Raw genomic sequence first — 23,801 nt, 5'->3', positions numbered from 1 at the left:
AAATACGATTAATGCTGTTAATACTACTGCTCCACTTGCTGATCCTACGAAGTCACCTTTTGTTACTTGTAATACTTGCTCTTTCATATCTTTCATTCTCCCTTCTTTTTCTTTTGTTACAAAGTTTCTATTATACTAATACGCTTGATAAAAATACGATTAATGCTGTTAATACTACCGCCCCACTTGCTGATCCTACGAAGTCACCTTTTGTTACTTGTAATACTTGCTCTTTCATATCATTTATCCTCCCTTTTTATAAGTTATCTATATGTAATTTCTAAGAAATGTTTATTTCATAGTTTTTATGTTAACGTTACATTAAATTTGATAACGTAACGTTTGTAACATTAATGTAACATAACTATTGTTACGTTGCAATATAATAACGTGAAATTTATTACACTTTTTTTACGTTTTTTTATAAAACTCCCCAAAAACCCTTATTTAATGCACTTTTCACTAAGCTCACGTTTGTAACATTCGTGTAATATTAAAGTCATAAAGTGAAATATAGTCATCCTTCTCTCTATTTTTGTTACAAACAGTTTATTTAGTGACACTAAACCTATCTAATCTTTACTTACTTTTAATATGAGATAAAATACCGTCTTTCCAAGATAAGTTTATATGTTTCCTCTATATAACTATGTATAATAAAAACAAAGAGGTGGTCATTTTGAAATTAATCGCATTAGATATGGATGGTACACTACTATCATCTAATCTTGAAATCTCCAAAGAAAACCTACAAGCAATCCAAACTGCACAAGAAGCTGGTCATATTGTAATGATTTGTTCTGGTCGTGCGAAAGAGGATGCTTTAAAGCTATTGGAAGAATATAAATTATCTCTTCCAGTTGGAGCAAGCAATGGGGCTATTGTTTATGTGGATGGAAAAGTAATTAACTCTCGTTGTATACAAAACGACAAAGTGTACAAACTTGCAAAATTACTAGAATCTGAAGGTTTCCCATATAAGCTATATACGAATAAAGGCGTTTATTCTCCATATACATGGCAAGATCAAGTGATGCAAGCGTTCGAAGAAAATAAGCATGCGCTCGATGTTACATTAGAGGAGCTTGAACGAATTACAGAAAAGCAAAAAAAATCAAACCTAATTACTGATTTCAAAAAAATAGAAGATGTTGTAAATAACCAAGAACTAGAAATATCTAAATTCTTCATTTCAACATTTAATGCAGCGCATCGCGCACAGCTATTAAGCGTGTTACAAGAAGACGCTGATATTATGGTTACAGCATCAGCTCCTACTAACTTAGAAATTATGGATAAGAATGGACATAAAGGAAACGGGCTACAGCAGATGGCAGCTCATTTTAATATCCCTATTGAAGATACAGTTGCTATTGGTGATAATTTTAATGATGTACCAATGCTAGAAGTAGCAGGCTTATCTGTTGCAATGGGCAACGCTGAAGAAGATGTAAAAAAACTATGTGATGTTGTAACACTAACAAACAATGAACATGGTGTTGCTCACGCAATTGAGCAATTTGTATTGAAACAAACTTCATCTAGTAAATAAAAAAAGGACTCTTTCCATTTGAAAGAGTCCTTTTTTTATACATGATGACAAGAAACAAAATGATCATCACCAACATTACGAAATTCTGGTATTGTTTTTTTACAAACATCTGTTGCAAACGGGCAACGTGTATGAAAACGACAACCCGAAGGTGGACTTGCTGGACTTGGAATATCCCCTTCTAGTATAATTCGCTCTCGCTTCACTGTTGGATCTGGTATTGGAACAGCTGATAACAATGCTTTTGTATACGGATGTAGCGGATTGGTAAATAACTCATCACGCGGCGCCGTCTCCACAATTGTACCTAAATACATAATTCCGATTTTCGTACATAAATGTTCTACTACACTCAAATCATGTGAAATGAATAAATAAGATAATCCCTTTTTCTCCTGTAACTCACTAAATAAATTAATAATTTGTGCTTGGATAGATACATCTAGTGCCGCCACAGGTTCATCAGCTACAATGAATTCTGGATTTAATACCATAGCCCTTGCTATTACGATACGCTGACGTTGTCCACCAGAAAACTCATGGGGATACCGGTCAATATGATAAGGAGCTAAGCCACATAACTCCAATACTTCAATTACCTTTTCACGAACATTTTCTTTCGTCGCTAATCCGTGGGCCAACATCGGCTCTCCAAGCGCTTCACCAATTCTCATTCTCGGATTCAATGAGCTAAATGGATCTTGGAAAACGAGCTGCATATTAGGGCGATGTTTTCTCAATTCATCCTTGGATAAAGAATGAACATCTTTCCCTTTAAACTTCACTTCCCCCTCCGTTTTTTGAACGAGACGTAAAATTGTTTTTCCTATCGTTGTTTTTCCGCTCCCTGATTCGCCAACGAGACCAAACACTTCACCTTTATTAATAGTAAAACTTACTCCATCAACTGCTTTTACATGCCCGATCGTTCTACTAAATATGCCACCTTTAATTGGAAAATATGTCTTTAGGTTTTTCACCTCTAATAATGGTTCACTCATTGTTCCGCACGCTCCTCATATAACCAGCAAGCTACTTTATGATTTTCATCATTTACATTTAGATTTGGGGCTTCTTTTTCACATATTTCCATACAATGCTCACAACGCCCACTAAAGTAGCAAAACTCACCTAAACCAACTAAATTCGGAACTTGCCCTGGAATAGAATATAGTTTATCTATTCGTTTTCCCATTACTGGTTTTGATTTCAACAATCCTTTCGTATAAGGGTGTTTTGGATTTTGGAATATCTCTAGTACTGGAGCTTCTTCAATAACTTTCCCGCCATACATAACGACAACGTAATCAGCCATTTCTGCTACGACACCTAAATCATGTGTAATTAATAAGATCGACGTTTTAAATTCTTCTTTCACTTGTCTTAGTAAATCCAATATTTGAGCTTGAATCGTAACATCAAGAGCTGTTGTTGGTTCATCTGCAATTAATAACTTAGGATTACAACTAAGCGCAACAGCAATCATAATACGTTGTAACATCCCGCCGCTCAATTCATGCGGATAAGAATGAACAATTTCATTAGCACGGGCTATGCCAACTTTACGAATTAACTCAATTGCTTTCTTATACGCTTCATTTTTACTAAGTAATTCATGCTCCCTTAGCGTTTCTACAATTTGCTCACCTACAGTGAAGACGGGATTTAGCGATGTCATCGGTTCTTGGAAAATCATCGCAATATCATTGCCTCGTAAACTACGAAGTTCTTTCTCTTTCATTCCTAAAAGACTTTTTCCTTCATATAAAATGTCTCCACCTACTACACTGCCAGATTCAGCAATAAGCCCCATAATAGATAAAGCCGTTACACTCTTCCCGCAACCTGATTCTCCTACTACACAAACCGTTTCACCTTCTCGAACAGCAAAGCTAACATGGTTTACAGCCTTCACTGTCCCTTCCTCCGTTTGAAAGTGTGTTTGTAAGTCTTTTAGCTCTACTACCGCTCTACTCATACCTTCTCACCTACCGTCTCATCTTTGGATCTAACGCATCACGAAGTGCATCACCAAGTAAATTAATTGATACAACTGTTATAAAGATTGCAAAACCAGGCGGAATCCATAACCACGGACGCTTTTGGAAATCAATTAATGAGTTAGCTGCGCTAATCATGTTCCCCCATGATGGCGTAGGTGGGACGACGCCGAGACCTAAGTAGCTTAGCGCGGATTCTCCCAAAATAGAACCCGCAACACCTAATGTAGATACGACAATTAAAATGGGTAAAACATTAGGTATTAAGTGATATATAATTTTCCGGTAATCTTTTATTCCTAACACATCCGCAGCTTGCATAAATGCTTGCTCCCTAAGTGATAAAATTTGCCCTCTTACAAGGCGAGCAAGCCCTGGCCAACCTACTAAACTTAAAATAATCATAATGACATATAAACGATAATCAGACGGTACTTTCCACTCTGATAAAATCGCACCCATTATAATAAGTAACGGTAATCCTGGCATCGACATTAAAATATCTGCAAGCCGCATAATAATATTGTCCACAATACCACGATAAAAACCTGCAATCGCTCCTAATACAGCTCCTAGTATCACTGATAAAACCATTGAAGCTATGCCGATAGTTAATGAAATCCGTCCCGCTTGCATTAGTCTCGTTAAAATATCTCTTCCTAATTGGTCTGTACCAAGCCAATGAGAAAAACTAGGTGGTTTGTTAATTAGTGCAACTTGTATTTTCCCTGATGCATATGGTGAAAAGAAAGGACCAATAAAACAAAATAAAAACATAAAAATTAATGCATACAATCCTACGAGTGCCATCTTATTTCTTTTTATCTTTTTAAGAGCCTGTCGCCACGGTGATGATTCATTTTTCCTTTTCTTCTTTTCTTTTTTCTCTGTAATCGCTGTAACAGTTTCCATCTCATTCCCCCCTTACTTCAACCGAATACGTGGATCAACAACTGCATATACAATATCTGCGAAAAAATTCGAAACAATTGTTAAACAAGAAAGAAACATCGTAAATGCCATTAACACTGTATAATCGCGGAAATTTAATGCCTCTAATTGAATACTACCAATCCCTGGCCAGTTAAAAATTTGTTCAATAATAATCGCTCCTGAAAACAAACCTGGTAATTCAAATGCTAATAACGTAATTGCCGGTAATATTGCATTTTTTAATGCATGCTTATAAATAACCGTCTTCTCCTTCAAACCTTTCGCTCTTGCTGTTCGTATGTAATCTTGTCTTACAACCTCTAACATACTTGTTCTAAAATAACGAGTTAGCGAGCCGACCCCAAGAAGTGTCAAAATAAATACTGGTAAAATCATATGTTTTGCAACTTCTATCACGTAAGCAAATCCTGTTGAATTACTGCCAACATCAATCATTCCACCTATCGGCAATAATTTAAGATCCACTGCGAACACCTTAATTAGAAACAAACCAATAAAAAATGAAGGAAATGACATTGCCGCAAAGATACCAATTGTTACAAGCTTATCGAATAAAGAATGTTGCTTCGTCGCCGAGAATACACCGATAATAAGTGCAATTAGCCAAATAAAAAATAACGCAATAACTGCTACACTAAAAGAATTCCAAATAAATTTATTTAATAATGATGTTACAGGTTCTTGATATTGAAGCGAGAAACCAAAATCTCCTTGCAATGCATTACCTAACCAATGAAAATAACGCTCAATAATTGGCTTATTTAATCCATACAATTCCCTAAGCTCTGCTGCTCTTTGTGGTGTAATCTTAGGATTTGAATCAATATAATCCCCCGGAAGAAGTGCAAACAGGAAGAAAATAACAATTGATGTTCCAAATAGTGTAGGAATCATTTGTAACAACCTACGAACGATATACGTCTTCACCCTTTTCCTCTCCAATCTTATGCTTAAAATAGAAGAACATTTTTTCGAATCAGCATATTACTAGCTGAATGAAAAAATGTCTTCTACTTATACATTCTTCTCGTTATTTTTCAATAGATAATACTGGCGAGTTCGAACTAATACTGTCATACTTCTCAGGATCAATTCCTTTAATGTTTCCATTGTAAGCTGTGATGACTCTACGATAATTCAATAAAATTACTGGCGGATCATCACTTAATTCTTTGTATAGTTCTTTATAAATCGGTTTACGTTTTTCAATATCTACAGTTTCAAGTCCCTTTTTAATTAATGCATCTACTTTTTCATTTTTATATCCTAGGGTATTATCATCACCATCCGAGGAGTAGCCACCTACAGTTTCACTTGGATCTGTTGTAATTGGTGTTGCAACAGAAGCTAAATCATAATCTCCTTTTTTTACTTTTGACAGCATCGTATTAAAGTCCATAAATTCAGGGTTAAATTCAACGCCTAATTCTTTATAGTTCTCTTTTGCAATCGGAATAAATAAATCACCGTCTTTTGCCGAGCTTGCACCATAATACGTTAATTTAAGCTTTTGACCATCTTTTTCACGAATTCCGTCTGAACCAGCTTTCCATCCAGCTTCATCTAATAATTTCTTCGCCTTATCTAAGTTATATTCGTACTTATTAATCCCCTCTTCTGTATAAGCCCAAGATGTTGGATGAATTGGAACATTAGCTACTGTACCGTATCCTTTAAAAGCTGTATCTACATACTTTTTACGATCCAAACCATAAATAAGAGCTTGACGAACTTTCTTATCTTTTAAATACGGTTTTTTACTATTCATTCTTATATAACTAAATGAAGAAGCCGTCTCTATTTCAACATTTGCAAACTGCAAACTCTTCACTTGTTCTAAAATTTCATCCCCATAACCTACTCCTGTATAATCTATCTCACCTGTTTGGAATAATTGGAACTTGGTATCCGGTGAAGTAATTTTATAAATAAAGTTTTGAATTTTTGGTTTACCTGCATAATAATTTTCATTTGCTATAAAACGAACTTCCTGTCCTGGTATATACTTTTCGAACTTATATGGCCCCGCAGCTATCGGTTTTCCATATAACTCTTTTAAATAATCTAAACTAGTATTTTGTTTATACTCTTTTCCATAATAAGCTTTCGATAATACTGGACCACCTAAAGCAATTAGCGCTTGTGAGTTAACTTTTTCAGTCGTAATTTTAATTGTTTGTGGATCAACAACTTGAATTCCTTCAATAGACGTCGCTTTTCCTTCTTTATATTCTTTTCCACCTTTAATTACATATTGTGAAATATCATCGCCGCCTTCATATGCTTTATCATGTAGAAGTGTTAATGTAAATGCTACATCGTCGGCAGTTAATGGCGATCCATCACTAAATTTCAAGTCTTTACGTAAATGAAATGTATATGTTAATTGGTCTGAAGAAACATCCCACTTCTCAGCAAGATCCGGTATCGGTTTTCCTTGTTTATCTGTTGTAACAAGAGAAGCAAATATAACCGATGTCACATTACCATCCCAACCATTCTCTTGAAAGTAAGGTAAGAAAACTCCCCCAGGCTTGGAGATACCTGAAATAAAAGTATCTTTTCTATTTTTTGCCTTATCAGGCACCTTTGTCTTATCTGTAGCAGCAATCTTTTCAACTTTTACATTTTTTAAATCCTGCTGTTTAACCGGCTCTGTAGAAGCCGAGTCCTCCTGTCCCCCACAAGCAGACAACAGAAGCGAACTACTCATTAATACTGAAAATACACCAGCCCATTTTTTTGTCTTTTTCTTCATTGTCCCCACCCTAACTGTTTAATAGTTATACCCTTTGAACTTATTAGCTTATGTATGCCTCCCACAGCACATTTATAGCCAATCGGAAAAGTCGGTTTTAATCAGAAAAAAATAGATGTTTTTGAGGGGTAACAATCTTATTCCGACTTTTCCGGTAGACTTTATGGTTATTAGCTTATATCGTTCAGTATATTTTGTCAATTCTTTCTAAATAAATATTTTTATAATTTTTCCAAAATTATAACTCTATCCTTATACTTTAAGAAAACTCAGCTATAATTCGTATTAAAAACTTAAAAATCTACTTCTATTTCTTCAGCATGAAACATAGAATACTAATAACCAATTACCAAAAAGGGGGCGAAAATATGGACAACCTATTCCAATACGTCCTGCACTACGTATTATTAACAATTATGATAGTCGGGGCGCTATTACTATTCCCGTTCTTCCCAAAGTTCGTCCTCTTTTTAGCTTTTTTTATCATGCTCGGGATCGCTATTATAATTTCAACAAGAGAAGATGCCACGCAAAAAGAGAGCAGAGTTCAGCGCGTAAAGCTGTAACTTTGCTCTCTTTTCGTTTTCAATCACTAGTCTCTGTTACACATATTTATCCCGCTATTTGCCGGGCAGTAACCCCCCCACTGATTAAAGTTTCACTTTATCTCTCGGGAAATAATTAGCCTTTGTTTTTGTGATTACTCCTATTGAAAAGCCACTAATGACATTTATTTTTCACCTTATCATTTCATACGCTTCACAAGCTATGCAAATTGAGGAACACGGATTTATCTAAGTTACTGTTTCACGTGAAACACATCGCTTCATTTAATCTTTAAAGCAAAATATCATTATGAAAAAGCCACTTCCTCCAACAAAACTGAAAGGAAGTGGCTTTCTACTCTTTACTCCACAATATTCTCTAACTCACTATATAACTTCGCTCGTAACAACTCTTTCATCGTTTTTTCCTCATATAATTTTTCAAGTCTTTCAACATCAGCTACATGTTCCATTTCACATTCTATTGCATATATATCTTCTTCTACATGCATTAACTCATTTTCAATCTCTTCAAGATTCCTAGCTTTTTTCTCTTTTACTGGAACCATTTCAACACTCTTTCTCCCTTGGCGTTTCTGCTTTATTACTTGCTTCTCAAGCTTTTCTTCCCATTTTTGACGAGCCCATGCATAGTTTCCTGCAAACTCAAATAATTTACATTCATCAATCCAGTACGTCTTTTCAAATAACTTATTTAAAAAATAACGATCATGTGAAACAGCTAGGATTGTTCCATTATATTGCTCAAGGGCTTCCTCTAAAACTTCCCTTGATTCAATATCAAGATGGTTTGTCGGCTCATCTAGAATTAGAAAATTGATGTCTTGATACATAAGTTGCGCAAGTCTTAACCTCATTTTTTCTCCACCGCTCAGTTGCGTTACTTTCTTAAATACTGCTGGACCATAAAATAAAAACTTAGCCAATATATGTCTTGCTTCTCCTTCTGTTACAGCTACATACTCTCTAAACGCTTCCAATACATTACTCTTCACATTTCCATACGTATGCTGTGATAAATAACCAATCTTGACACTACTACCAATTCGAATTTCACCAACGTCTGGATTTATTTCTTTTAATAGTAGTTTTAATAATGTAGTCTTTCCTGTACCATTACGACCAACGATAGCCGCACGCTCTTGAAAACGAACATGTAAATTCGCTTGTTCAAATAAAGGTCGGCCAGCAAAACCTTTACTCACTTCTTTCATTACAACAACATCTTTCCCGCTTCTCTCTTGCCCTTCAAACTGAAGACCCATCTGTTTTCGTTCTAAAATTGGCCTCTTTAATTTCTCTATACGTTCTAACGCACGTTCCATATTTCTCGCTCTTTTATGCAATCCTTCATTCGGAGGGTTCGCTTGATTTGCCCATTCACGTAGACGCTTAATTGCTTCTTTCATTTTCTTTATTTTCTTTTGTTGCTCCTGATAAGCTTGAAACTCTTGAAGTAATCTTTCTTCCTTCTCCTCAACGAACTGAGAATAATTCGTATGGTACACGTGAATCTCTCCATCTTCCAAATCAAAAATTTTCGTTACAACTTCATCAAGGAAATAGCGATCATGTGAAATAACCATAACTGTTCCAGTGTATTCTTTTAAAAATTGCTCTAACCATTCAACTGCAAATAAATCTAAATGATTTGTTGGTTCATCTAATAGAAGTAAATCTGGTTTCTGCAATAGCATATATGCAAGGCTTACTTTCGTCTGTTCTCCTCCACTTAATTCTGTAAATACTCTTGAAAATAAGTCTGTCACTTGTAAGCCATTTGCTACCTTCATTATATTTGCTTCTATTTCATAACCACCAAGAAATGCAAATTTTTCTTGAATTATTCCGTACCTCTCCATTAGCTTTTGCAAAGAAGATTGTTCCTGTTCCTCCGCCATATTTTTTTCTAGAGCATGCATTTCTTTTTCTAATTCCTTTTCTACTTTAAAAGCGGAACTCAATACATCATATACAGTCAGGACCTCATCAAACTTCGGAATTTGTGCGACATGACCAATACGTGTACCTTTCTTCATATGGATGGCTCCTGCATCCAAACTCTCCATTCCCGTTAGAAGCCCAAAGATTGTTGTCTTCCCACTACCGTTACGCCCAACTAACCCAACACGTTCACCATTCTTTATTTCAAGCGATATATTTTCAAATATGATGTTTCCACCAAAAGATTTCTTTACATTATTTACACTACAAATAGTCATTTTCCGTACTCCTTTCAATATAAAAAACCATGAGAAAGAAACATTCCCCATGGTTTTTCGGCATAGAAAAAGGAAGCCAAATAGCTCCCTTTTCACACGTTTATTAAAAATGGGTGAAGAGATTTCTATCGTTCAATAGTCACTATGCAATTGTTAAAAAAGGGCATACGTATCCCGTTAACAACTACATCATGAAAAATCGCACGACAAAAATAGATAAAATCTAAAAATTTGGCACGTGCAGCTAAAGAACGTTTCATCTCATTCACCCCTTTCGTACGGAATTTAATACTTACTTCTTTATTATACTTTCCAATTTCATGTTTGAATAGTCATTTTTCTGAAAATAATGAAGATAGACTAAACATTTCAATAAGTGACATCAAATCTTACAAAACTGTTATGTTCACGTAATGGAAAGCGATAGTACGAAAAGATGCCTCCCTATACAATAAAGATGTAAACAAGAGAGACAAACAAAAGGAGGAAACAAACATGATGAAAGAAATCGTAAAAGCAATCTTTGAGGTATTAGTGAACGGACAAGCAGTTGTAAAAGAACTAAATGAACTATAAAAAGGAGTGAAGAAATATGATGAACATGGTGAAAATGATTTTACACGCTTTAGTCGATGCAAAAGCAGTTAGCCAAGAATTAAACCAACAATAAAAAGGGGTATATGAATATGAAGAAAGCCATTATTATCATTGCAAGCACAGCAATTACTTTATACACAATAAAAAATAGAAAAAAGAAAAATAATGAAAATGTTCTATATTATCCATACACACTATTAGAGAAAAAATAAAAGACAAGGTACCCTATCGTAATGAGGATATCTTGTCTTTTATTTTTTCCATATTTCCTTTAGAGGATTTCCTTCTCCTTTTCCCGAATGTATTAAGCGGGATTTTTACACATATTTTAAAGGGGCATATATACAAATGGATACACAACAACTATATTTTTTAAACGATATCGGTAAACAAAAACCAGAAAGTATTCGGAATAGAAGCGCTGCATGTCCATTTTGCGATAAAGAACATTTAACGGATATTTTAGCAACTGATGGTTCTATTATTTGGTTGAAAAATAAATTTCCTACATTACAAGATACATTTCAAACAGTGTTAATCGAAACCGATAATTGCGAAGATCATATCGCAACATATACAGAAGAACATATGCGGAAATTAATGCAATTTTCTATTCAACATTGGTTACACTTACAGAAAAACAAGGAGTTCGCATCTGTGATTTTATATAAAAATCACGGTCCATTTTCAGGTGGAAGTTTGCATCATGCACACATGCAAATTATCGGAATGAAATATGTAGATTATCTTGAAAATATTGAAGAGGAAAATTTCCAAGGAGTAATTGTTCAAAAAAATGAACGCATTGAGCTTAATATTTCAAAGCGTCCCATTATCGGCTTCACTGAATTCAATATAATCATTGATAATATTTCATATATAGATGAAATAGCAAATTACATTCAGCAAACTGTACGTTACATACTGACAGATTTTCATAAAGGATGCAGTAGTTATAACTTATTCTTCTATTACTTAAATGGAAAAATTATTTGTAAAGTTGTTCCTAGGTTTGTCGTTTCACCGCTGTATGTAGGATATAAAATACCTCAAGTTTCTACAAAACTAGAAGACGTAAAAATACAACTAGCGGAGTATTTCACAAAATGACACGATTATCAAAAAAAATAGAGTAGGTATCAAAACCTACTCTTTTATTACACCTTTATTTCGATAGTACACATCTTCTAATCCGATGTTATACTTCATGTTATTATCCGTCCACTCCGGCCCTAAATTCCCTGGCCATCCAGATGTATTCGCTATATATTTCAGTAATGCAAAATCAGTCAAACCTTTTTGCACCCCGCGCTTATATCCTTTCATCAAATGCGGCATTGCAATTTGTGCATTTGTACGTGGATCTTTTAGCTCATCATCAGTTAAATGTTCTGGTGCAAGCCCGCCGCCGCGGTGTAGTTGAAACAATCCGAATGAAGTTCCATTATCTCCAACACTCCTTGGATTTAATCGACTTTCATGCTCAGCAATTGCAAGAGGTATCCATTCTGGAAGATTTACTTTCTTCGCTTCCTCTATAATGATTTGTTTCACCTGTTTTGCTTCTTCTGAATCAACATAACTTGTTCCATTCACTAGCTTATCCATTCCTTCAGACTTTCCTTGGAAATATAAATATACTCCAAGAACAACTAAAAATCCTACAAAGAATTTCTTCACTACCTCTACCTCTTTCTCCGCTGAAATTTGTCCCCTTTCAGCCTTCCCTTTACAATTACCTACATTCTATTACTCTTTTATCATAGCAAATAACTATACATATTATCATCATGCTTTAGACCGATTTTGTGAAAAAACAGCTGGTAAATACGTGCAAAAATGTAACTTTCATAGACTATAACGTATTTATTGTATATAATTGTAAACTGAACTCTATATATAGAATAGGAGCATACAAAATGAAAAAATGCCTAACACTCTTGTTCAGCATTTTACTACTCATCCCTACCTACACCTCTGCACAAACATCATCAAAACCAAAAGTACTTGTTTTGTATAGTACACAAGACGATAAAGTTTCAAATAATGTCCAAATCCTTAATACTCAATTAGGACATTTTACAAATGATATAACCGTAAAAAACTTAAAAGAAGCAACTTCAATTAATAACGTGTCCTCCTATACACATATTGTTTATATCGGTGAAACAAAAGAAGCGTTTTCTAATGAAACGAAACAATTTCTAGAAAACTTCTCCGGCCCTGTATTAGTATTAGGACAAAATGTTGAACAATTATCTAACCGTTTTTCTTTCATTACATTGAAGAGCGACGATATACGAGTTAATAAAATTGAATATCCAGACAAGAAGCTAAAAAACATCTTAGAAGAGGAACGATTAATTCAATCGTTTGATACAAATGGAACTGTGCTTGCTAACGCTTTAAGCTCAAATAACACTAATCCACTAATCGTTCAGCATGAAACATCTTATTATGTTGCAACACCTAATCTCTTTGACTGGATGTCTCATTACGTCGGTGAAATGTTATTTTCTTATTTCGGCCAAAAACCAACGACGAATAAAGTTGAAGCTTATTTACGTCTTGAGGATGTTCACCCAGCAGCGGATATAAATCAATTGAAAGAAATTGCTCAGTTACTAAAAGAGAAAAAGATCCCTTATATAATTACTGTTATTCCGGTATATAAAGATCCAGATACAGGAAAGATAATACATTTAGAAGATAAACCAGAACTAGTCGATCTTTTACGATCTATGCAAGATGATGGTGCAGCAATTATTATGCATGGTTATACTCACCAATTTTATGACAGCGAAACAGGTGAGGGCTTTGAGTTTTGGGATGTAAAAACAGATCAACCAATTCGCCAACCGAAGCATGAAAAACCGAAGACAAAAGATGACTTTCCAAATATAGAGGCATATAACCAATATGTAAAAAAAGGGGAAGAGTTTGAGGAAAAATATACGAAAGATCATATCGAAAAAGGAATTCAAGAACTTGTAGCTGCTAAACTATATCCTGTTGCCTTTGAAGCACCTCATTACACGATGTCTCAAAAAGGATATGAAATATTATCAAGATACTTTTCAACTTATGTAGGACAACTACAGTTAAATGATACAACTTGGAAATCCATGCACTCACCATATTATACAAGTACTCCGTCATTTTTACATGGAATGAAACTATTGCCTGAAACAGTCGGATTTATTGAAGAAGATAAGCCACAAACTATTGCTAAAATGAAAGAACGTGCTCTATCTGTTTCTAAATTATCCGATGGGATTATTGGAGCATTCTATCATCCTTACTTAGGTGTGAAACCATTAAAAGAAGTATTAAAGGATCTAGAAAGTATTCCAAATATAGAATGGATTGATTTACAAAAGGAAAAGAATGAAGTAAAAATGAAAGATATTCATATTACGACGAATAAAGACGGCATTCACGTTGAAAAACCAACCAGTGCGAATGACATAATTGATTATATAAAGCAATATGGCTTCTTCCTTATACTAGGGTTCGTTATCATTGTCTTTCTTTTATTATTAAAACGTGCGAAAAAATTAGAATCCTAATACAAAACCACCGAGCGGAACGCTTGGTGGTTTTTTGTCCTATATCAAACCGTGGCATTTTACTAAATAAATTCAACTTTTACTTTTTCCGTTACATGATTAAAACTATAATTCTCCTATCCTTTCAAATAAAATCGACTTGTATTTTCATATATTGTTTCTGCGACCTTATCAATGGATATGTTTTTTATAGAACTAATTTCCTTTAATACCTCTCGAATCATTCTTGGATGCGTTATAACACCCTCTTGAAATTCCCACGGTCCATCTGTTTCTACCATCATATATTCAAGCGGATAATACGAAACGATTTTTCTAATCTTCTCCTTATGTAAAACATCCGGTGTAATCGAAATATAATAACCATTTCTCATCATCCGTTTCATTGTTTCATCGCTTCCTTTAAACCAATGGAAGTGTGCACGTGAAACTTTATATTTCTCTAGCAAATCACATACAATGTCAGCATCTTCATAAACTGCGTGTAATACAATCGGCAAATTATACTTACTAGCTAGTTCTATAAATTTTTTCAATACAGCTATGTATGGATCTGCAGCAATTCTTTCATCTTCTTTTCTCAAATAATAGGGCAAACCTACTTCACCAATCGCAACAATTTCCTCTGCGTTCTGTTCAATAAGTTGATAAATCTGTTCACACTCTTCTTTATGAATCTGTTGCTCTGGATGAAACCCTATCGCTGGATATATAAAGGGATACTTCTTCGCTAAAGATAACGTTTCCTTACAAGATTGATAATTCATAGATACCGCAATAAGCCCCTTTATTTCCTTACTATTTTCCACCTCTTTTAGTAATCTGCTCTTCTCTTCATCCTTATATTGATCAACATGTATATGACTATCAATCCATTTCATCTTTATGCCCCCATAAAAAAAACAAGAAAGGACTTCCTTTCTTGTTTTAGCATCTATATTATTTAACAATTAAGTTTGTTATGATATCAAATAATCCAATACACACTACGGCAACAGTAAAGTAGCTACAGAAATCTTTAATTGGTAACTTCACTACTTCTTCTTTACGCATCCCATTTTTCTCCCTTCTTACTAGATCCCTAATTATTTTTCTATCTGTATCTATTATGCAAAAAATATGACAAATTTACTATCGAATTAACTTACGTAAACCTTACAATGTTGTAAGGTTTAAAAAAGATCCCCATCTTTATTCAGATGAGGATTATTAAAAATTAGTTGGTTTTTCATTCTTCATTACAAACAGAAAGTAATACATTGAGACTTTCTAGTTACACTATATGAAAATTACTATCTTTTAACTATCGAATTACATTACAGAAGGCTTACATGTTTGTAAGTTATGTGTAATGTAATTCGATAGTTCTCCTTACTTATATTTCGTACAATAAAGTTAGAAAGTAAGCCAAATAAGAAGAACAATCACATAACCAAATTACATTGCTAGTAGCTACTCTTCTTATAGCTTTCACCCATGCTACTACAATGTACCCCCTTCCCCTTTATATAACAAAAAAGCCTTAGTCTATATGGACTAAGGCTTTTTTGTTAACCTTAAAAATACCCTTACCCAGTATTTTTATTTTCGACAAAAAATAGCTGGGGGTATATTTCGCTATCTCACCGTTAAAAGTTTACTCTTCGCATTTATAGGAATATTTGCAACCTCAATCTCTTCAATGGACTCACCGTAACGCCCTTTTGCAAAAACCTTTAATGCTTCATCTCTCTTTAACATATGCTTAACCGTTTTCTTTATTTTCTGCTCTCTACCACGTTCATCAAATGCAATAAATTCATATTCATACCACTCATCACCGATATGCTGACCAATTGTATTCACAACCGTATAGTATTCTTTCGTCTTATACAGTGGATTATATTTATCGATAACCGGTCCAAGTTTCGTAGGCAGTAACATTACTACTATCACTATCATCGCTATTATAGTAGTGATCATTTTTTTCTTCATAATAAACATTCCTCCTCTGCAGGATATATATACATCCATTTTAAAAAGGGGGAATAAAATCTACTATTGAATCTCATTACATTACACTTACATTTTTGTAAGAATTAAAAAAGGTGAACGAATTTACTCGTTCACCTTTTAGCTTGCTTTAAAGCCACCGCCAAGTACATCACGTACATCATGTATAACAACGAAAGCATCTTCATCTACCCGGCTAATAACTTGTTTTAACTTAACAAGCTCTTGTTTATTAATAACAACATATAAAACTTCTTTATTTTTACCAGTATATCCGCCGCGCCCTTCTAATACAGTAACACCGCGTGTCATATTTTTCGTAATAGCTTCACGAATTAAATCTGGTTGATTCGAAATAATCGTAACAGCCGTTTTTGTGTCCATTCCTTCTACAATGAAATCAATCACCTTCGCTCCAATGAACACAGCCACAAGTGTATACATCGCCTTTTCTTGCCCTATTATAAATACAGAACCAGCAATTACAACAATATCAATAATTAGTACGCCTTTCCCTACACTCCAACCTAAATATTGATTTGCTAACTGAGCTAAAATTGCTGATCCTCCCGATGTACCTCCGGCTTTGAACATACAGCCTAATCCAATACCCACAAATAAACCAGCAAATAAAGCTGCTAATAATGTATCACTATTTACATGATACTCAATATGTTCTGTAACGTATAAAAACAAAGATGTTTCTACAATCCCTAAAATTGTATAAATCATTGTTTTCTTATCAAAAAATTTATAACCAACAGCTAGTAAAATTGCATTTATAGCAAAGTTCACAATTCCTGGTGACCAATCAAATAAGTAGTACGTAACAACCGTTAAACCAATAATTCCACCTTCCGATAAACGGTTTGGAATTGCAAAGTAATTAATACCAATTGCGAATAATAATGAACCAATTGTAATTAGTGTTATTTCCTTTATACGTTGATTAACCATAGTTCATACCCTCCCCCCATTTGACATTGTATCACTATCTCCTAGAGGTTTAGAAGTGGTTTTTATTCCGCATTTTCCCTCTTAAAAATTGAAATATTATGTTTAAACAGAGGGTTGATTAATTATTCATATTTGCTCTAACTGCACGGACAAATCGCTCCACATTCCCTTTCTGAATATACTTAGCGCGAATGGTTTCATGACTACAAGTAAATTCAAAATACGGATGAAAATCTATGCTATCTATATGCAAATATGAATACTCTTTAAATGTTGGAGAATAGTACGGAAATTTCCCGTAAAAAAGGAGACGTCTAGTAGTGGCAACAAAAACCCCATGTTGATACGATAATATAAAATTATCCTTCTCAAATATCCCTACCACAAAAGCCAGAATCTTTTCATCATCATCTACATACTTTTTCATACTCGATAAAAGTTCATTCATGCATATTCCTCCAAATTCTATTCACTGCATTAACACTTGAAAAGAATCCATGGATTATTACAGACCGGTTTAACTCCTTTATAAAGTATGAAACGCGTTTCCTGTCAAAGATATTTCAAAAAAATAATCCGTTATGCGATTATACACATAACGGATTACGATTAAACTGTAGAGCGTTCCACAAGTTCGTATGGAATTTCCAGCTTTTCTTGTTCAGAACTCTCGTCATTCACTTTTCTATGCAACATTTCAAAAGCAGTTTTCCCTATCTCCTTTAAATTTTGATCAATAGTTGTCAATTGTAACACTTGCGAGATAGGTTGATTATCAAAGCCAATAATCGCTAAATCCTCAGGAACTTGAATCCCTAATTTTTCAACTTCTGTCATAACCCCAATCGCAACTTCATCACCTGCTACTATTAATGCTTCAGGAAGATCCTGCATCTCTTTTAACTTATGAGCCACTTTTACACCATCTTCTAGTGTAAAACATTCTGTAAAAATCCATTCTTCATTAACCTCTTCGTCTATAGATTGCAATTGCTGTTTATAAACATCAAAACGTTTTTGGCTACTTGGCCCTAATTTCCTTCCCGTGCAATAACCAATTTTTTTATAACCTTTCTCAATCAAATAATCCATTCCTAATTGAAAGGCCGCTGAATGATTCGTATATACACTTGAGATGTTTGAAATATCATTGTCTTCACAAGCAATTATTGCGCCGTAAGAAGCATATGGTTCTATCGTTTCCCAATCATTTGCACGTGAACAAATAATAAGACCATCCAATTGTTTTGTTTTTAACATATGTAAACTTTTCATTTCTTCTTTTTTATTATAATTCGTTTGGCAAAGTAGCACCCTGTAATTATGCGCTAACGCAGTCTCCATCATTCCGCTCACCATCGCATCAAAACACGGATGATTAATATACGGTAAAATCACACCAACAATATTCGTTTTTCCTTTTGATAAATGAACAGCATTTGCGTTTTGCGAGTAATTCAATTTCTCAACTATCTCTATAACCGCTTTCCTTTTTTCTTCACTTACATATGGGTGATCATTCAACACTCTCGAAACAGTCGTAACTGAAACTCCCGCCATCTTTGCAATATCTTTAATATTAGCCATACACTCACCTCTACCTTTAACTTAATGAATCTCATGAACATATGTCAAATCTTCTTATCATTACACCTTCATTCGTTTCTCTTACAAAAGTGTAATTTTTCTGTAAGCTAATTCGATAGTTACTTTCCGCAACATTTCATACAATTGAGTCAGAAACAGGGTAACAACTATTCGAAAAGGAGCGGATTAATATGATGAACAAAATGAAAACGAACAATTTCTTAAATACAATGGGCATGGTATTTTCCGCTCTTATCGACGCAAAAGCTGTTGCTTCTACATTAAACAAGTAAGGAGAATATATTATGAATAACATCACTTTTAACAAATTAGATTTTTTAGGACTAGCTAGTGGCTCGCTTCTTCTTACTGCTTTTATTTACGCCGCTACGCTTGTATAACTTTGTGTCCCCTTTCCCCTTTATTATAAATAGTAATAGAAAAGACGACCGTCTATGCCCGGTCGTCTTTTCTTATTTTTGATTTGATTGCAAAGCTTCTTTTAACTCCTCAAACTTCTCATTTAATTGATCTGTCATCATTTTCATAGCGGTTTTTCGATCTATTTGTTCTCCAGCCTCAATTTGAATTGGATCTCCAAAAATCAATTGTGCCTTTTTCCCCTTTATTAATTCTTTTACACTTGATGGACCAACATAAGCTGCTGGTACTAACGGAACATTAGAACGCATCGCAATTGTCACAGCACCCGCTTTTAATGAAACATCTTCCGCTGATCTTGTTCCACTCGGAAAAATCCCTACTACCTTTCCTTCTTTTAATAAACGTGATGGAATTTTAAGTGTACTTGGTCCTGGATTCGCACGATCTACAGGGAATGCATTTACATTTTTAAAGAACCAATTTTTGAATTTCCCTTCAAATAATTCTTTTTTGGCCATGTAATGAATTTGAGTTGGATACATCCCTGTAGCTAACATTAATACATCCATAAAACTTGTATGTGTACATGCAACAACATACGGTCCACCTTCTGGTAGCTTTTCTCTTCCTTGTACTTCTACTTTCCCAGCTGTTTTAAATATATATTTCAACAAAAATGTAATTGGTTTGTACATTTATTTCGTTCCTTTCTAAACATCCGAAGTATAATCATATTCTTACAATAATTATAACACTAAGTTTTAGGAGTTGGTAATAAAATTAAGGATGAATTGTTAAATTTCAATTCTTACAAAAGTGTAATTTTCTTGTAAGCTAATTCGATAGTTACTTCTTACTATATTTCATACAATTAAGTCAGAAACAGGGCAACAATTATTCGAAAAGGAGCGGATCAATATGATGAACAAAATGAAAACGAACAATTTCTTAAATACAATGGGCATGGTATTATCGGCTCTTCTCGATGCAAAAGCTGTTGCTTCTGCATTAAACAAGTAAGGAGAATGTATTATGAATAACATTACTTTTAACAAATTAGATTTTTTAGGATTAGCTAGCGGCTCTCTTCTTCTTACTGCTTTCATTTACGCTGCTACGCTTGTATAACTTTGTGTCCCCTTTCCCCTTTATATAGAAAAAGACGACCGTCTATGCCCGGTCGTCTTTTTAATTTTTTCTTTCTTTCAATTCTTTTAAAAGCTGTATCAGCTCAGCTTGTTGTTTTATCTTTTTACGACCATTTCGATTAATTGCTGCAAGCTCACAGGCAACTCCGACGGCGAAGAAAAACAATAAACTTTCTAACATGTGAAATCCTCCATTTGCCTATTAAACAGCTTGACGTAATTGTTCTTCTTGTAAAACTCTCTTATTTATATTTTCTTCTTTTCTCTGGCAAACGTTATTGCGAATAAGCGCTGCAATAACAAGTACAGTCCCTATAATATCAAACATTGTGATCTGATACCCTTGCATCATCATAATAACTAAAGTCGTAATTGGTACAAAATTAATAAATAAAATCCCATTAATGGATGATAAAATTTTCACACCATAGTTCCAAGCAAGTAGCGCTACAATACCTGGCAATGTCATCATAAATAACAAATCATACTTCACAATAGAAATCGTTCCCATACTAGGAACTGAAACATATCCAAGCGACGTAATAATTACCGTTATAATTCCTGTAACAGTCGTACCGAATACACACGTCAACGTAGAATAACGTAATGTTGACCAATCACTACACGTTTGACCACCCATCGTATAAATAACCCAGCCTACAACACCAATAAATATAAATGCTAATGAGAACATATTATCTTTCAATGTTACAAAGAAACTCATGTCACCTTTTGTAATAACAAACACAGCTCCTACAAAAGCAATAACCATACTCGTTATCATATACTTCTTCGGTTTTATATGCTTATATCCCCATAAAATACAAATAGAAATCATCGGCATAAGTGATTCCATAATGGAAGCTACCATTACACCCGACTTACCCATTAACATTTGCCCTAAAAATATGAGGACATTATATACTGTAAATGCCATCGTTCCAAAAAAGACGAGTAACTTTCCTCTTCCCTCTAAACGAAATGCCTGTTTTCCTTCTTTCATTAACAACAATACAATCAGCATTATCGCCACTGCTCCATAACGAATAAGCGAAAAATAAAATGGATCTATGTATTCTAGCGCATGATCAGCAACTGGAAACATCGCTCCCCATGACATACTCGCAATTAAACACGCTAAAGCCCCTATTATCATTTGACCTCTTCTCACCGCAATCCCCCGTTTCTTTCTATTTGCACAAAGAGAATTGTAAAAGAAAAAATATATCACGTAAAATGATTCAAAATGATGTTAACTATCATTTATAATGATAGTTAACATCAAGGGGGATTACAAAATGGAATTAAGAGACTTACAAATCTTTAAAAGCGTTGCCGACCAGGGTAGTGTAAGTAACGCAGCAAAGGAATTAAATTATGTACAATCAAATGTAACTGCACGTATTAAACAACTAGAAAACGAATTAAAAACCCCACTCTTTTACCGCCATAAACGAGGAATGACTTTAACAGCTGAAGGAAGAAAAATGCTCGTTTATGTTAATAAAATTTTGCAAGATGTCGACGAACTAAAACAAGTATTTTTAGATAGTGAAACACCCTCCGGTATATTAAAAATCGGTACAGTAGAAACAGTAAGTACATTACCTACCATTTTATCTTCTTACTATAAAAGCTATCCGAATGTCGATTTATCATTACAAGCGGGTCTAACAGAAGAATTAATTAGAGAAGTACTTGATCATCAATTAGATGGTGCCTTTATATCAGGTCCTATTAAACATCCACTAATCGAACAATACGATGTTAGTACAGAAAAATTAGTGCTTGTAACACAAAATAAAGCTTTTCATATAGAAGAATTTACAACAACGCCTCTACTCGTTTTTAACCAAGGATGCGGATACCGTTCCAAACTAGAACGATGGCTGAAAGACGAAGGTTTGCTACCAAAAAGAATTATGGAATTCAATATATTAGAGACAATATTAAACAGCGTTGCACTCGGCCTCGGAATTACACTCGTACCACAGTCTGCTGTCCATCATCTTTCTAAAGCAGGTAAGGTACATTGTCATGCAATCCCTCAAAAATACGGCAGTATTTCAACGGTTTTCATACGCCGTAAAGATAGCTATATGACGAATTCAATGCGTAGTTTTTTAAAAACAATTGAAGAACATCATCATATCAATATGCTGTGAAAGACATTCTTACATGAATGTCTTTTTTTCTTACAAAAGTGTAAGTCTTTCGTAAGCTAATTCGATAGTTGCAAGTGGACATATTTCCTATAATTAAGACATAAGCAGGGCAACAACAATTCGAAAAGGAGCGGATACGCATGATGAACAATATGAAATCAAATAAATTTTTAAATACAATGGGCATGGTGCTATCCGCACTTGTCGATGCAAAAGCTGTTGCAACTACATTAAACAAATAAGGAGAGATTATAATGAACAACATTACTTTCAACAAATCAGACTTTATCGGACTTGCAAGTGGAGCTACTCTTCTTACGGCTTTCATTTATACACTTGCTCAAGGTCTTGTTTAACACTTTGTTTCCCCAAACCCCTTTATATAGAAAAGGCTGCTCGTCTTATAGACAAGCAGCTTTTTAGTTTGTTTCATATATAATTTGACCTGTTTTCGTAATATCATATCCGCCAATTGCATTTAATTCATTATGAAATTCTTCCGATTGCAGAATGTCTTTCACGACTTCAATCAGCTCTTCATTTTCTTTATTCTTCAAAATTACTAAATCATACTGTTCTTTCATGATTGGAATAAAGTCCACATTTACAATTTGCGAAAACTTTTCTGAACCTACTCCTACATCAGCTTTTCCATTTGCAACTTGCGTGGCAACACCCAGATGATTCGATTCTTCCCATTCATATCCACTAATATCAGCTTTATTTAATTTTTGGATTCGTAATTGTTCATCCACTAACACTCTAATACCAGAACCCTTTTCTCGATTTACAAACTTTATAGTGGATCCGGATATGTCGGCCCATGTCTTTATTTTCTTCGGATTTCCTTTTTGGACATAAAACCCTACATTTCTGGACAATAAATTAATCATAAGACATGGCTGTCCTACTAAAATACGTTTTACGTAAGGAATATTATATGTACCCGTTTCACCATCAAACAAATGCAAACTAACGATACTTCCTTCTCCTTGATACATTTTCACTAAACTCGTTAAGCTACCTTGATACGCTCTTAAAACATTAGAACTTGGCAAACGATTTTCTATACGTTTAGCTAACATATCTAACGTTAGTTCTTGACCACTAATAATACACGTGTTCAAGATACTACTACCATCGTTTTTTACAGGATTAACTTGTACTTTTCCTGTTTTCATTTGCTTTATATATTGATCTAAATCTGCTGCATCAATGCGCATCTGTCTACCAACTCTATAAGAAGGAAGTTCTCCTTTTTTAATTAAGTCGTATACAGTTAATTTTGATACTTTTAATCGCTTTGCTACTTCTTCCGTTGTGTAGGAATGATGATCCATAGACGATTCC

General features: G+C 34.3%; 28 protein-coding genes. 9 read left to right on the top strand and 19 right to left on the bottom strand.

The features are described from left to right. On the bottom strand, nucleotides 1-96 hold a 96-nt coding region (locus H6481_RS22395; RefSeq protein WP_144513636.1), incomplete at its 3' end, for a DUF3948 family protein. Between the two features lie 34 nt (nucleotides 97-130). After that, nucleotides 131-247 (bottom strand): DUF3948 family protein, encoded by a 117-nt coding sequence (locus H6481_RS22390; RefSeq protein WP_025988984.1) that lies wholly within the window; start codon nucleotides 245-247, stop codon nucleotides 131-133. Between the two features lie 432 nt (nucleotides 248-679). Here H6481_RS22390 and H6481_RS22385 point away from each other — a divergent pair, with 432 nt between their 5' ends. Then, complete coding sequence (locus H6481_RS22385) at nucleotides 680-1,552, top strand: Cof-type HAD-IIB family hydrolase (RefSeq protein ID WP_000766424.1); 873 nt, start codon at nucleotides 680-682, stop codon at nucleotides 1,550-1,552. Between the two features lie 35 nt (nucleotides 1,553-1,587). Here the strand turns inward: H6481_RS22385 and H6481_RS22380 are convergent, their stop codons facing one another. The 5 genes from H6481_RS22380 to H6481_RS22360 form a co-directional block, all read right to left on the bottom strand. Continuing rightward, nucleotides 1,588-2,553: an ABC transporter ATP-binding protein gene (locus tag H6481_RS22380; RefSeq protein WP_098125797.1), complete on the bottom strand. Its 966-nt coding sequence runs from the start codon at nucleotides 2,551-2,553 to the stop codon at nucleotides 1,588-1,590. Next, nucleotides 2,550-3,530 (bottom strand): ABC transporter ATP-binding protein, encoded by a 981-nt coding sequence (locus H6481_RS22375; protein ID WP_065229648.1) that lies wholly within the window; start codon nucleotides 3,528-3,530, stop codon nucleotides 2,550-2,552. Before H6481_RS22375 ends, H6481_RS22380 begins: the two co-directional genes overlap by 4 nt. 10 nt (nucleotides 3,531-3,540) lie before the next feature. Continuing rightward, a complete protein-coding gene (gene opp4C / locus H6481_RS22370) occupies nucleotides 3,541-4,464 on the bottom strand; it encodes an oligopeptide ABC transporter permease (RefSeq protein ID WP_000451060.1) in 924 nt (307 codons plus the stop codon). A gap of 12 nt (nucleotides 4,465-4,476) precedes the next feature. Further along, a complete protein-coding gene (locus tag H6481_RS22365) occupies nucleotides 4,477-5,433 on the bottom strand; it encodes an ABC transporter permease (protein ID WP_000860745.1) in 957 nt (318 codons plus the stop codon). 103 nt (nucleotides 5,434-5,536) lie between these two features. After that, complete coding sequence (locus H6481_RS22360; protein WP_053565415.1) at nucleotides 5,537-7,264, bottom strand: ABC transporter substrate-binding protein; 1,728 nt, start codon at nucleotides 7,262-7,264, stop codon at nucleotides 5,537-5,539. A gap of 368 nt (nucleotides 7,265-7,632) precedes the next feature. On the opposite strand from H6481_RS22360, the gene H6481_RS22355 reads away from it, so the two are divergent. Next, complete coding sequence (locus tag H6481_RS22355; protein WP_000369254.1) at nucleotides 7,633-7,830, top strand: hypothetical protein; 198 nt, start codon at nucleotides 7,633-7,635, stop codon at nucleotides 7,828-7,830. Between the two features lie 341 nt (nucleotides 7,831-8,171). Here H6481_RS22355 and abc-f read toward each other — a convergent pair whose 3' ends face one another. Both abc-f and H6481_RS28970 read right to left on the bottom strand, forming a co-directional pair. Beyond that, nucleotides 8,172-10,103 carry a ribosomal protection-like ABC-F family protein gene (gene abc-f / locus H6481_RS22350; protein ID WP_142307174.1) on the bottom strand — a complete coding sequence of 644 codons (1,932 nt, stop codon included), beginning with the start codon at nucleotides 10,101-10,103 and terminating at the stop codon, nucleotides 8,172-8,174. A 74-nt stretch (nucleotides 10,104-10,177) separates the two neighbouring features. Continuing rightward, nucleotides 10,178-10,312: an RAxF-45 family protein gene (locus tag H6481_RS28970; protein WP_000830643.1), complete on the bottom strand. Its 135-nt coding sequence runs from the start codon at nucleotides 10,310-10,312 to the stop codon at nucleotides 10,178-10,180. A gap of 420 nt (nucleotides 10,313-10,732) precedes the next feature. On the opposite strand from H6481_RS28970, the gene H6481_RS22345 reads away from it, so the two are divergent. Both H6481_RS22345 and H6481_RS22340 read left to right on the top strand, forming a co-directional pair. Continuing rightward, nucleotides 10,733-10,861, top strand: coding sequence for a hypothetical protein (locus tag H6481_RS22345; RefSeq protein ID WP_001998915.1), 129 nt, complete (start codon nucleotides 10,733-10,735; stop codon nucleotides 10,859-10,861). Nucleotides 10,862-10,997: 136 nt separating this feature from the next. Then, nucleotides 10,998-11,759, top strand: coding sequence for a DUF4931 domain-containing protein (locus tag H6481_RS22340; RefSeq protein WP_182813247.1), 762 nt, complete (start codon nucleotides 10,998-11,000; stop codon nucleotides 11,757-11,759). 36 nt (nucleotides 11,760-11,795) lie between these two features. Here H6481_RS22340 and H6481_RS22335 read toward each other — a convergent pair whose 3' ends face one another. Beyond that, nucleotides 11,796-12,329, bottom strand: a complete 534-nt coding sequence (locus tag H6481_RS22335) for a transglycosylase SLT domain-containing protein (protein WP_000713253.1) — start codon at nucleotides 12,327-12,329, stop codon at nucleotides 11,796-11,798. Nucleotides 12,330-12,568: 239 nt separating this feature from the next. Here H6481_RS22335 and H6481_RS22330 point away from each other — a divergent pair, with 239 nt between their 5' ends. Further along, nucleotides 12,569-14,218, top strand: coding sequence for a polysaccharide deacetylase family protein (locus H6481_RS22330; protein WP_182813246.1), 1,650 nt, complete (start codon nucleotides 12,569-12,571; stop codon nucleotides 14,216-14,218). Between the two features lie 116 nt (nucleotides 14,219-14,334). Here H6481_RS22330 and H6481_RS22325 read toward each other — a convergent pair whose 3' ends face one another. The 5 genes from H6481_RS22325 to H6481_RS22305 form a co-directional block, all read right to left on the bottom strand. Continuing rightward, nucleotides 14,335-15,099: a TatD family hydrolase gene (locus H6481_RS22325; protein ID WP_078994852.1), complete on the bottom strand. Its 765-nt coding sequence runs from the start codon at nucleotides 15,097-15,099 to the stop codon at nucleotides 14,335-14,337. Nucleotides 15,100-15,835: 736 nt separating this feature from the next. Continuing rightward, the gene (locus tag H6481_RS22320) at nucleotides 15,836-16,192 is read right to left on the bottom strand and encodes a YxeA family protein (protein WP_000728426.1); all 357 of its coding nucleotides are present in this window, start codon (nucleotides 16,190-16,192) and stop codon (nucleotides 15,836-15,838) included. Nucleotides 16,193-16,330: 138 nt separating this feature from the next. Continuing rightward, a complete protein-coding gene (locus H6481_RS22315; RefSeq protein WP_000248045.1) occupies nucleotides 16,331-17,167 on the bottom strand; it encodes a YitT family protein in 837 nt (278 codons plus the stop codon). A 118-nt stretch (nucleotides 17,168-17,285) separates the two neighbouring features. After that, nucleotides 17,286-17,615 (bottom strand): PH domain-containing protein, encoded by a 330-nt coding sequence (locus H6481_RS22310; protein WP_182813244.1) that lies wholly within the window; start codon nucleotides 17,613-17,615, stop codon nucleotides 17,286-17,288. A gap of 161 nt (nucleotides 17,616-17,776) precedes the next feature. After that, entirely contained in the window at nucleotides 17,777-18,754 is a 978-nt protein-coding gene (locus tag H6481_RS22305; RefSeq protein WP_001273903.1) for a LacI family DNA-binding transcriptional regulator, read from the bottom strand. A 305-nt stretch (nucleotides 18,755-19,059) separates the two neighbouring features. Between H6481_RS22305 and H6481_RS22300 the strand changes: the two genes are divergently transcribed. Continuing rightward, nucleotides 19,060-19,155, top strand: coding sequence for a DUF3948 family protein (locus tag H6481_RS22300; protein WP_001060007.1), 96 nt, complete (start codon nucleotides 19,060-19,062; stop codon nucleotides 19,153-19,155). Nucleotides 19,156-19,227: 72 nt separating this feature from the next. Here H6481_RS22300 and H6481_RS22295 read toward each other — a convergent pair whose 3' ends face one another. After that, nucleotides 19,228-19,833 carry a lysophospholipid acyltransferase family protein gene (locus tag H6481_RS22295; RefSeq protein WP_000277778.1) on the bottom strand — a complete coding sequence of 202 codons (606 nt, stop codon included), beginning with the start codon at nucleotides 19,831-19,833 and terminating at the stop codon, nucleotides 19,228-19,230. A 337-nt stretch (nucleotides 19,834-20,170) separates the two neighbouring features. Between H6481_RS22295 and H6481_RS22290 the strand changes: the two genes are divergently transcribed. After that, nucleotides 20,171-20,266 carry a DUF3948 family protein gene (locus tag H6481_RS22290; RefSeq protein ID WP_001060007.1) on the top strand — a complete coding sequence of 32 codons (96 nt, stop codon included), beginning with the start codon at nucleotides 20,171-20,173 and terminating at the stop codon, nucleotides 20,264-20,266. A gap of 60 nt (nucleotides 20,267-20,326) precedes the next feature. Here H6481_RS22290 and H6481_RS22285 read toward each other — a convergent pair whose 3' ends face one another. Further along, on the bottom strand, nucleotides 20,327-20,467 hold the full coding sequence (locus H6481_RS22285; protein WP_000894065.1) for a YrzO family protein: 141 nt from the start codon (nucleotides 20,465-20,467) through the stop codon (nucleotides 20,327-20,329). 21 nt (nucleotides 20,468-20,488) lie between these two features. Beyond that, a complete protein-coding gene (locus tag H6481_RS22280; RefSeq protein ID WP_002004285.1) occupies nucleotides 20,489-21,457 on the bottom strand; it encodes a DMT family transporter in 969 nt (322 codons plus the stop codon). Between the two features lie 127 nt (nucleotides 21,458-21,584). Here H6481_RS22280 and H6481_RS22275 point away from each other — a divergent pair, with 127 nt between their 5' ends. Next, nucleotides 21,585-22,451 carry a LysR family transcriptional regulator gene (locus H6481_RS22275; RefSeq protein ID WP_063546223.1) on the top strand — a complete coding sequence of 289 codons (867 nt, stop codon included), beginning with the start codon at nucleotides 21,585-21,587 and terminating at the stop codon, nucleotides 22,449-22,451. Nucleotides 22,452-22,705: 254 nt separating this feature from the next. Then, the gene (locus tag H6481_RS22270) at nucleotides 22,706-22,807 is read left to right on the top strand and encodes a DUF3948 family protein (protein WP_001060018.1); all 102 of its coding nucleotides are present in this window, start codon (nucleotides 22,706-22,708) and stop codon (nucleotides 22,805-22,807) included. Between the two features lie 63 nt (nucleotides 22,808-22,870). Here H6481_RS22270 and H6481_RS22265 read toward each other — a convergent pair whose 3' ends face one another. After that, nucleotides 22,871-23,791 (bottom strand): substrate-binding domain-containing protein, encoded by a 921-nt coding sequence (locus tag H6481_RS22265; RefSeq protein ID WP_182813242.1) that lies wholly within the window; start codon nucleotides 23,789-23,791, stop codon nucleotides 22,871-22,873. Nucleotides 23,792-23,801: the final 10 nt, after the last annotated feature.

The sequence above is a fragment of the Bacillus sp. ME78 genome (assembly GCF_903970865.1).
GTDB lineage: Bacteria > Bacillota > Bacilli > Bacillales > Bacillaceae_G > Bacillus_A > Bacillus_A cereus.
Note: the sequence above shows the minus strand (reverse complement) of the source record. Positions and strands in the feature narration are given on the sequence as shown.

Coding starts and splice junctions, on each gene's coding strand:
- H6481_RS22380 (WP_098125797.1), bottom strand. CDS start 2,553: ATGAGTGAACCATTATTAGAGGTGAAAAACCTAAAGACATATTTTCCA.
- H6481_RS22375 (WP_065229648.1), bottom strand. CDS start 3,530: ATGAGTAGAGCGGTAGTAGAGCTAAAAGACTTACAAACACACTTTCAA.
- opp4C (WP_000451060.1), bottom strand. CDS start 4,464: ATGGAAACTGTTACAGCGATTACAGAGAAAAAAGAAAAGAAGAAAAGG.
- H6481_RS22360 (WP_053565415.1), bottom strand. CDS start 7,264: ATGAAGAAAAAGACAAAAAAATGGGCTGGTGTATTTTCAGTATTAATG.
- H6481_RS22355 (WP_000369254.1), top strand. CDS start 7,633: ATGGACAACCTATTCCAATACGTCCTGCACTACGTATTATTAACAATT.
- abc-f (WP_142307174.1), bottom strand. CDS start 10,103: ATGGGGAATGTTTCTTTCTCATGGTTTTTTATATTGAAAGGAGTACGG.
- H6481_RS28970 (WP_000830643.1), bottom strand. CDS start 10,312: ATGAAACGTTCTTTAGCTGCACGTGCCAAATTTTTAGATTTTATCTAT.
- H6481_RS22345 (WP_001998915.1), top strand. CDS start 10,733: ATGAATATGAAGAAAGCCATTATTATCATTGCAAGCACAGCAATTACT.
- H6481_RS22340 (WP_182813247.1), top strand. CDS start 10,998: ATGGATACACAACAACTATATTTTTTAAACGATATCGGTAAACAAAAA.
- H6481_RS22330 (WP_182813246.1), top strand. CDS start 12,569: ATGAAAAAATGCCTAACACTCTTGTTCAGCATTTTACTACTCATCCCT.
- H6481_RS22325 (WP_078994852.1), bottom strand. CDS start 15,099: ATGAAATGGATTGATAGTCATATACATGTTGATCAATATAAGGATGAA.
- H6481_RS22320 (WP_000728426.1), bottom strand. CDS start 16,192: ATGAAGAAAAAAATGATCACTACTATAATAGCGATGATAGTGATAGTA.
- H6481_RS22315 (WP_000248045.1), bottom strand. CDS start 17,167: ATGGTTAATCAACGTATAAAGGAAATAACACTAATTACAATTGGTTCA.
- H6481_RS22310 (WP_182813244.1), bottom strand. CDS start 17,615: ATGAATGAACTTTTATCGAGTATGAAAAAGTATGTAGATGATGATGAA.
- H6481_RS22305 (WP_001273903.1), bottom strand. CDS start 18,754: ATGGCTAATATTAAAGATATTGCAAAGATGGCGGGAGTTTCAGTTACG.
- H6481_RS22300 (WP_001060007.1), top strand. CDS start 19,060: ATGAATAACATCACTTTTAACAAATTAGATTTTTTAGGACTAGCTAGT.
- H6481_RS22295 (WP_000277778.1), bottom strand. CDS start 19,833: ATGTACAAACCAATTACATTTTTGTTGAAATATATATTTAAAACAGCT.
- H6481_RS22290 (WP_001060007.1), top strand. CDS start 20,171: ATGAATAACATTACTTTTAACAAATTAGATTTTTTAGGATTAGCTAGC.
- H6481_RS22285 (WP_000894065.1), bottom strand. CDS start 20,467: ATGTTAGAAAGTTTATTGTTTTTCTTCGCCGTCGGAGTTGCCTGTGAG.
- H6481_RS22275 (WP_063546223.1), top strand. CDS start 21,585: ATGGAATTAAGAGACTTACAAATCTTTAAAAGCGTTGCCGACCAGGGT.
- H6481_RS22270 (WP_001060018.1), top strand. CDS start 22,706: ATGAACAACATTACTTTCAACAAATCAGACTTTATCGGACTTGCAAGT.
- H6481_RS22265 (WP_182813242.1), bottom strand. CDS start 23,791: ATGGATCATCATTCCTACACAACGGAAGAAGTAGCAAAGCGATTAAAA.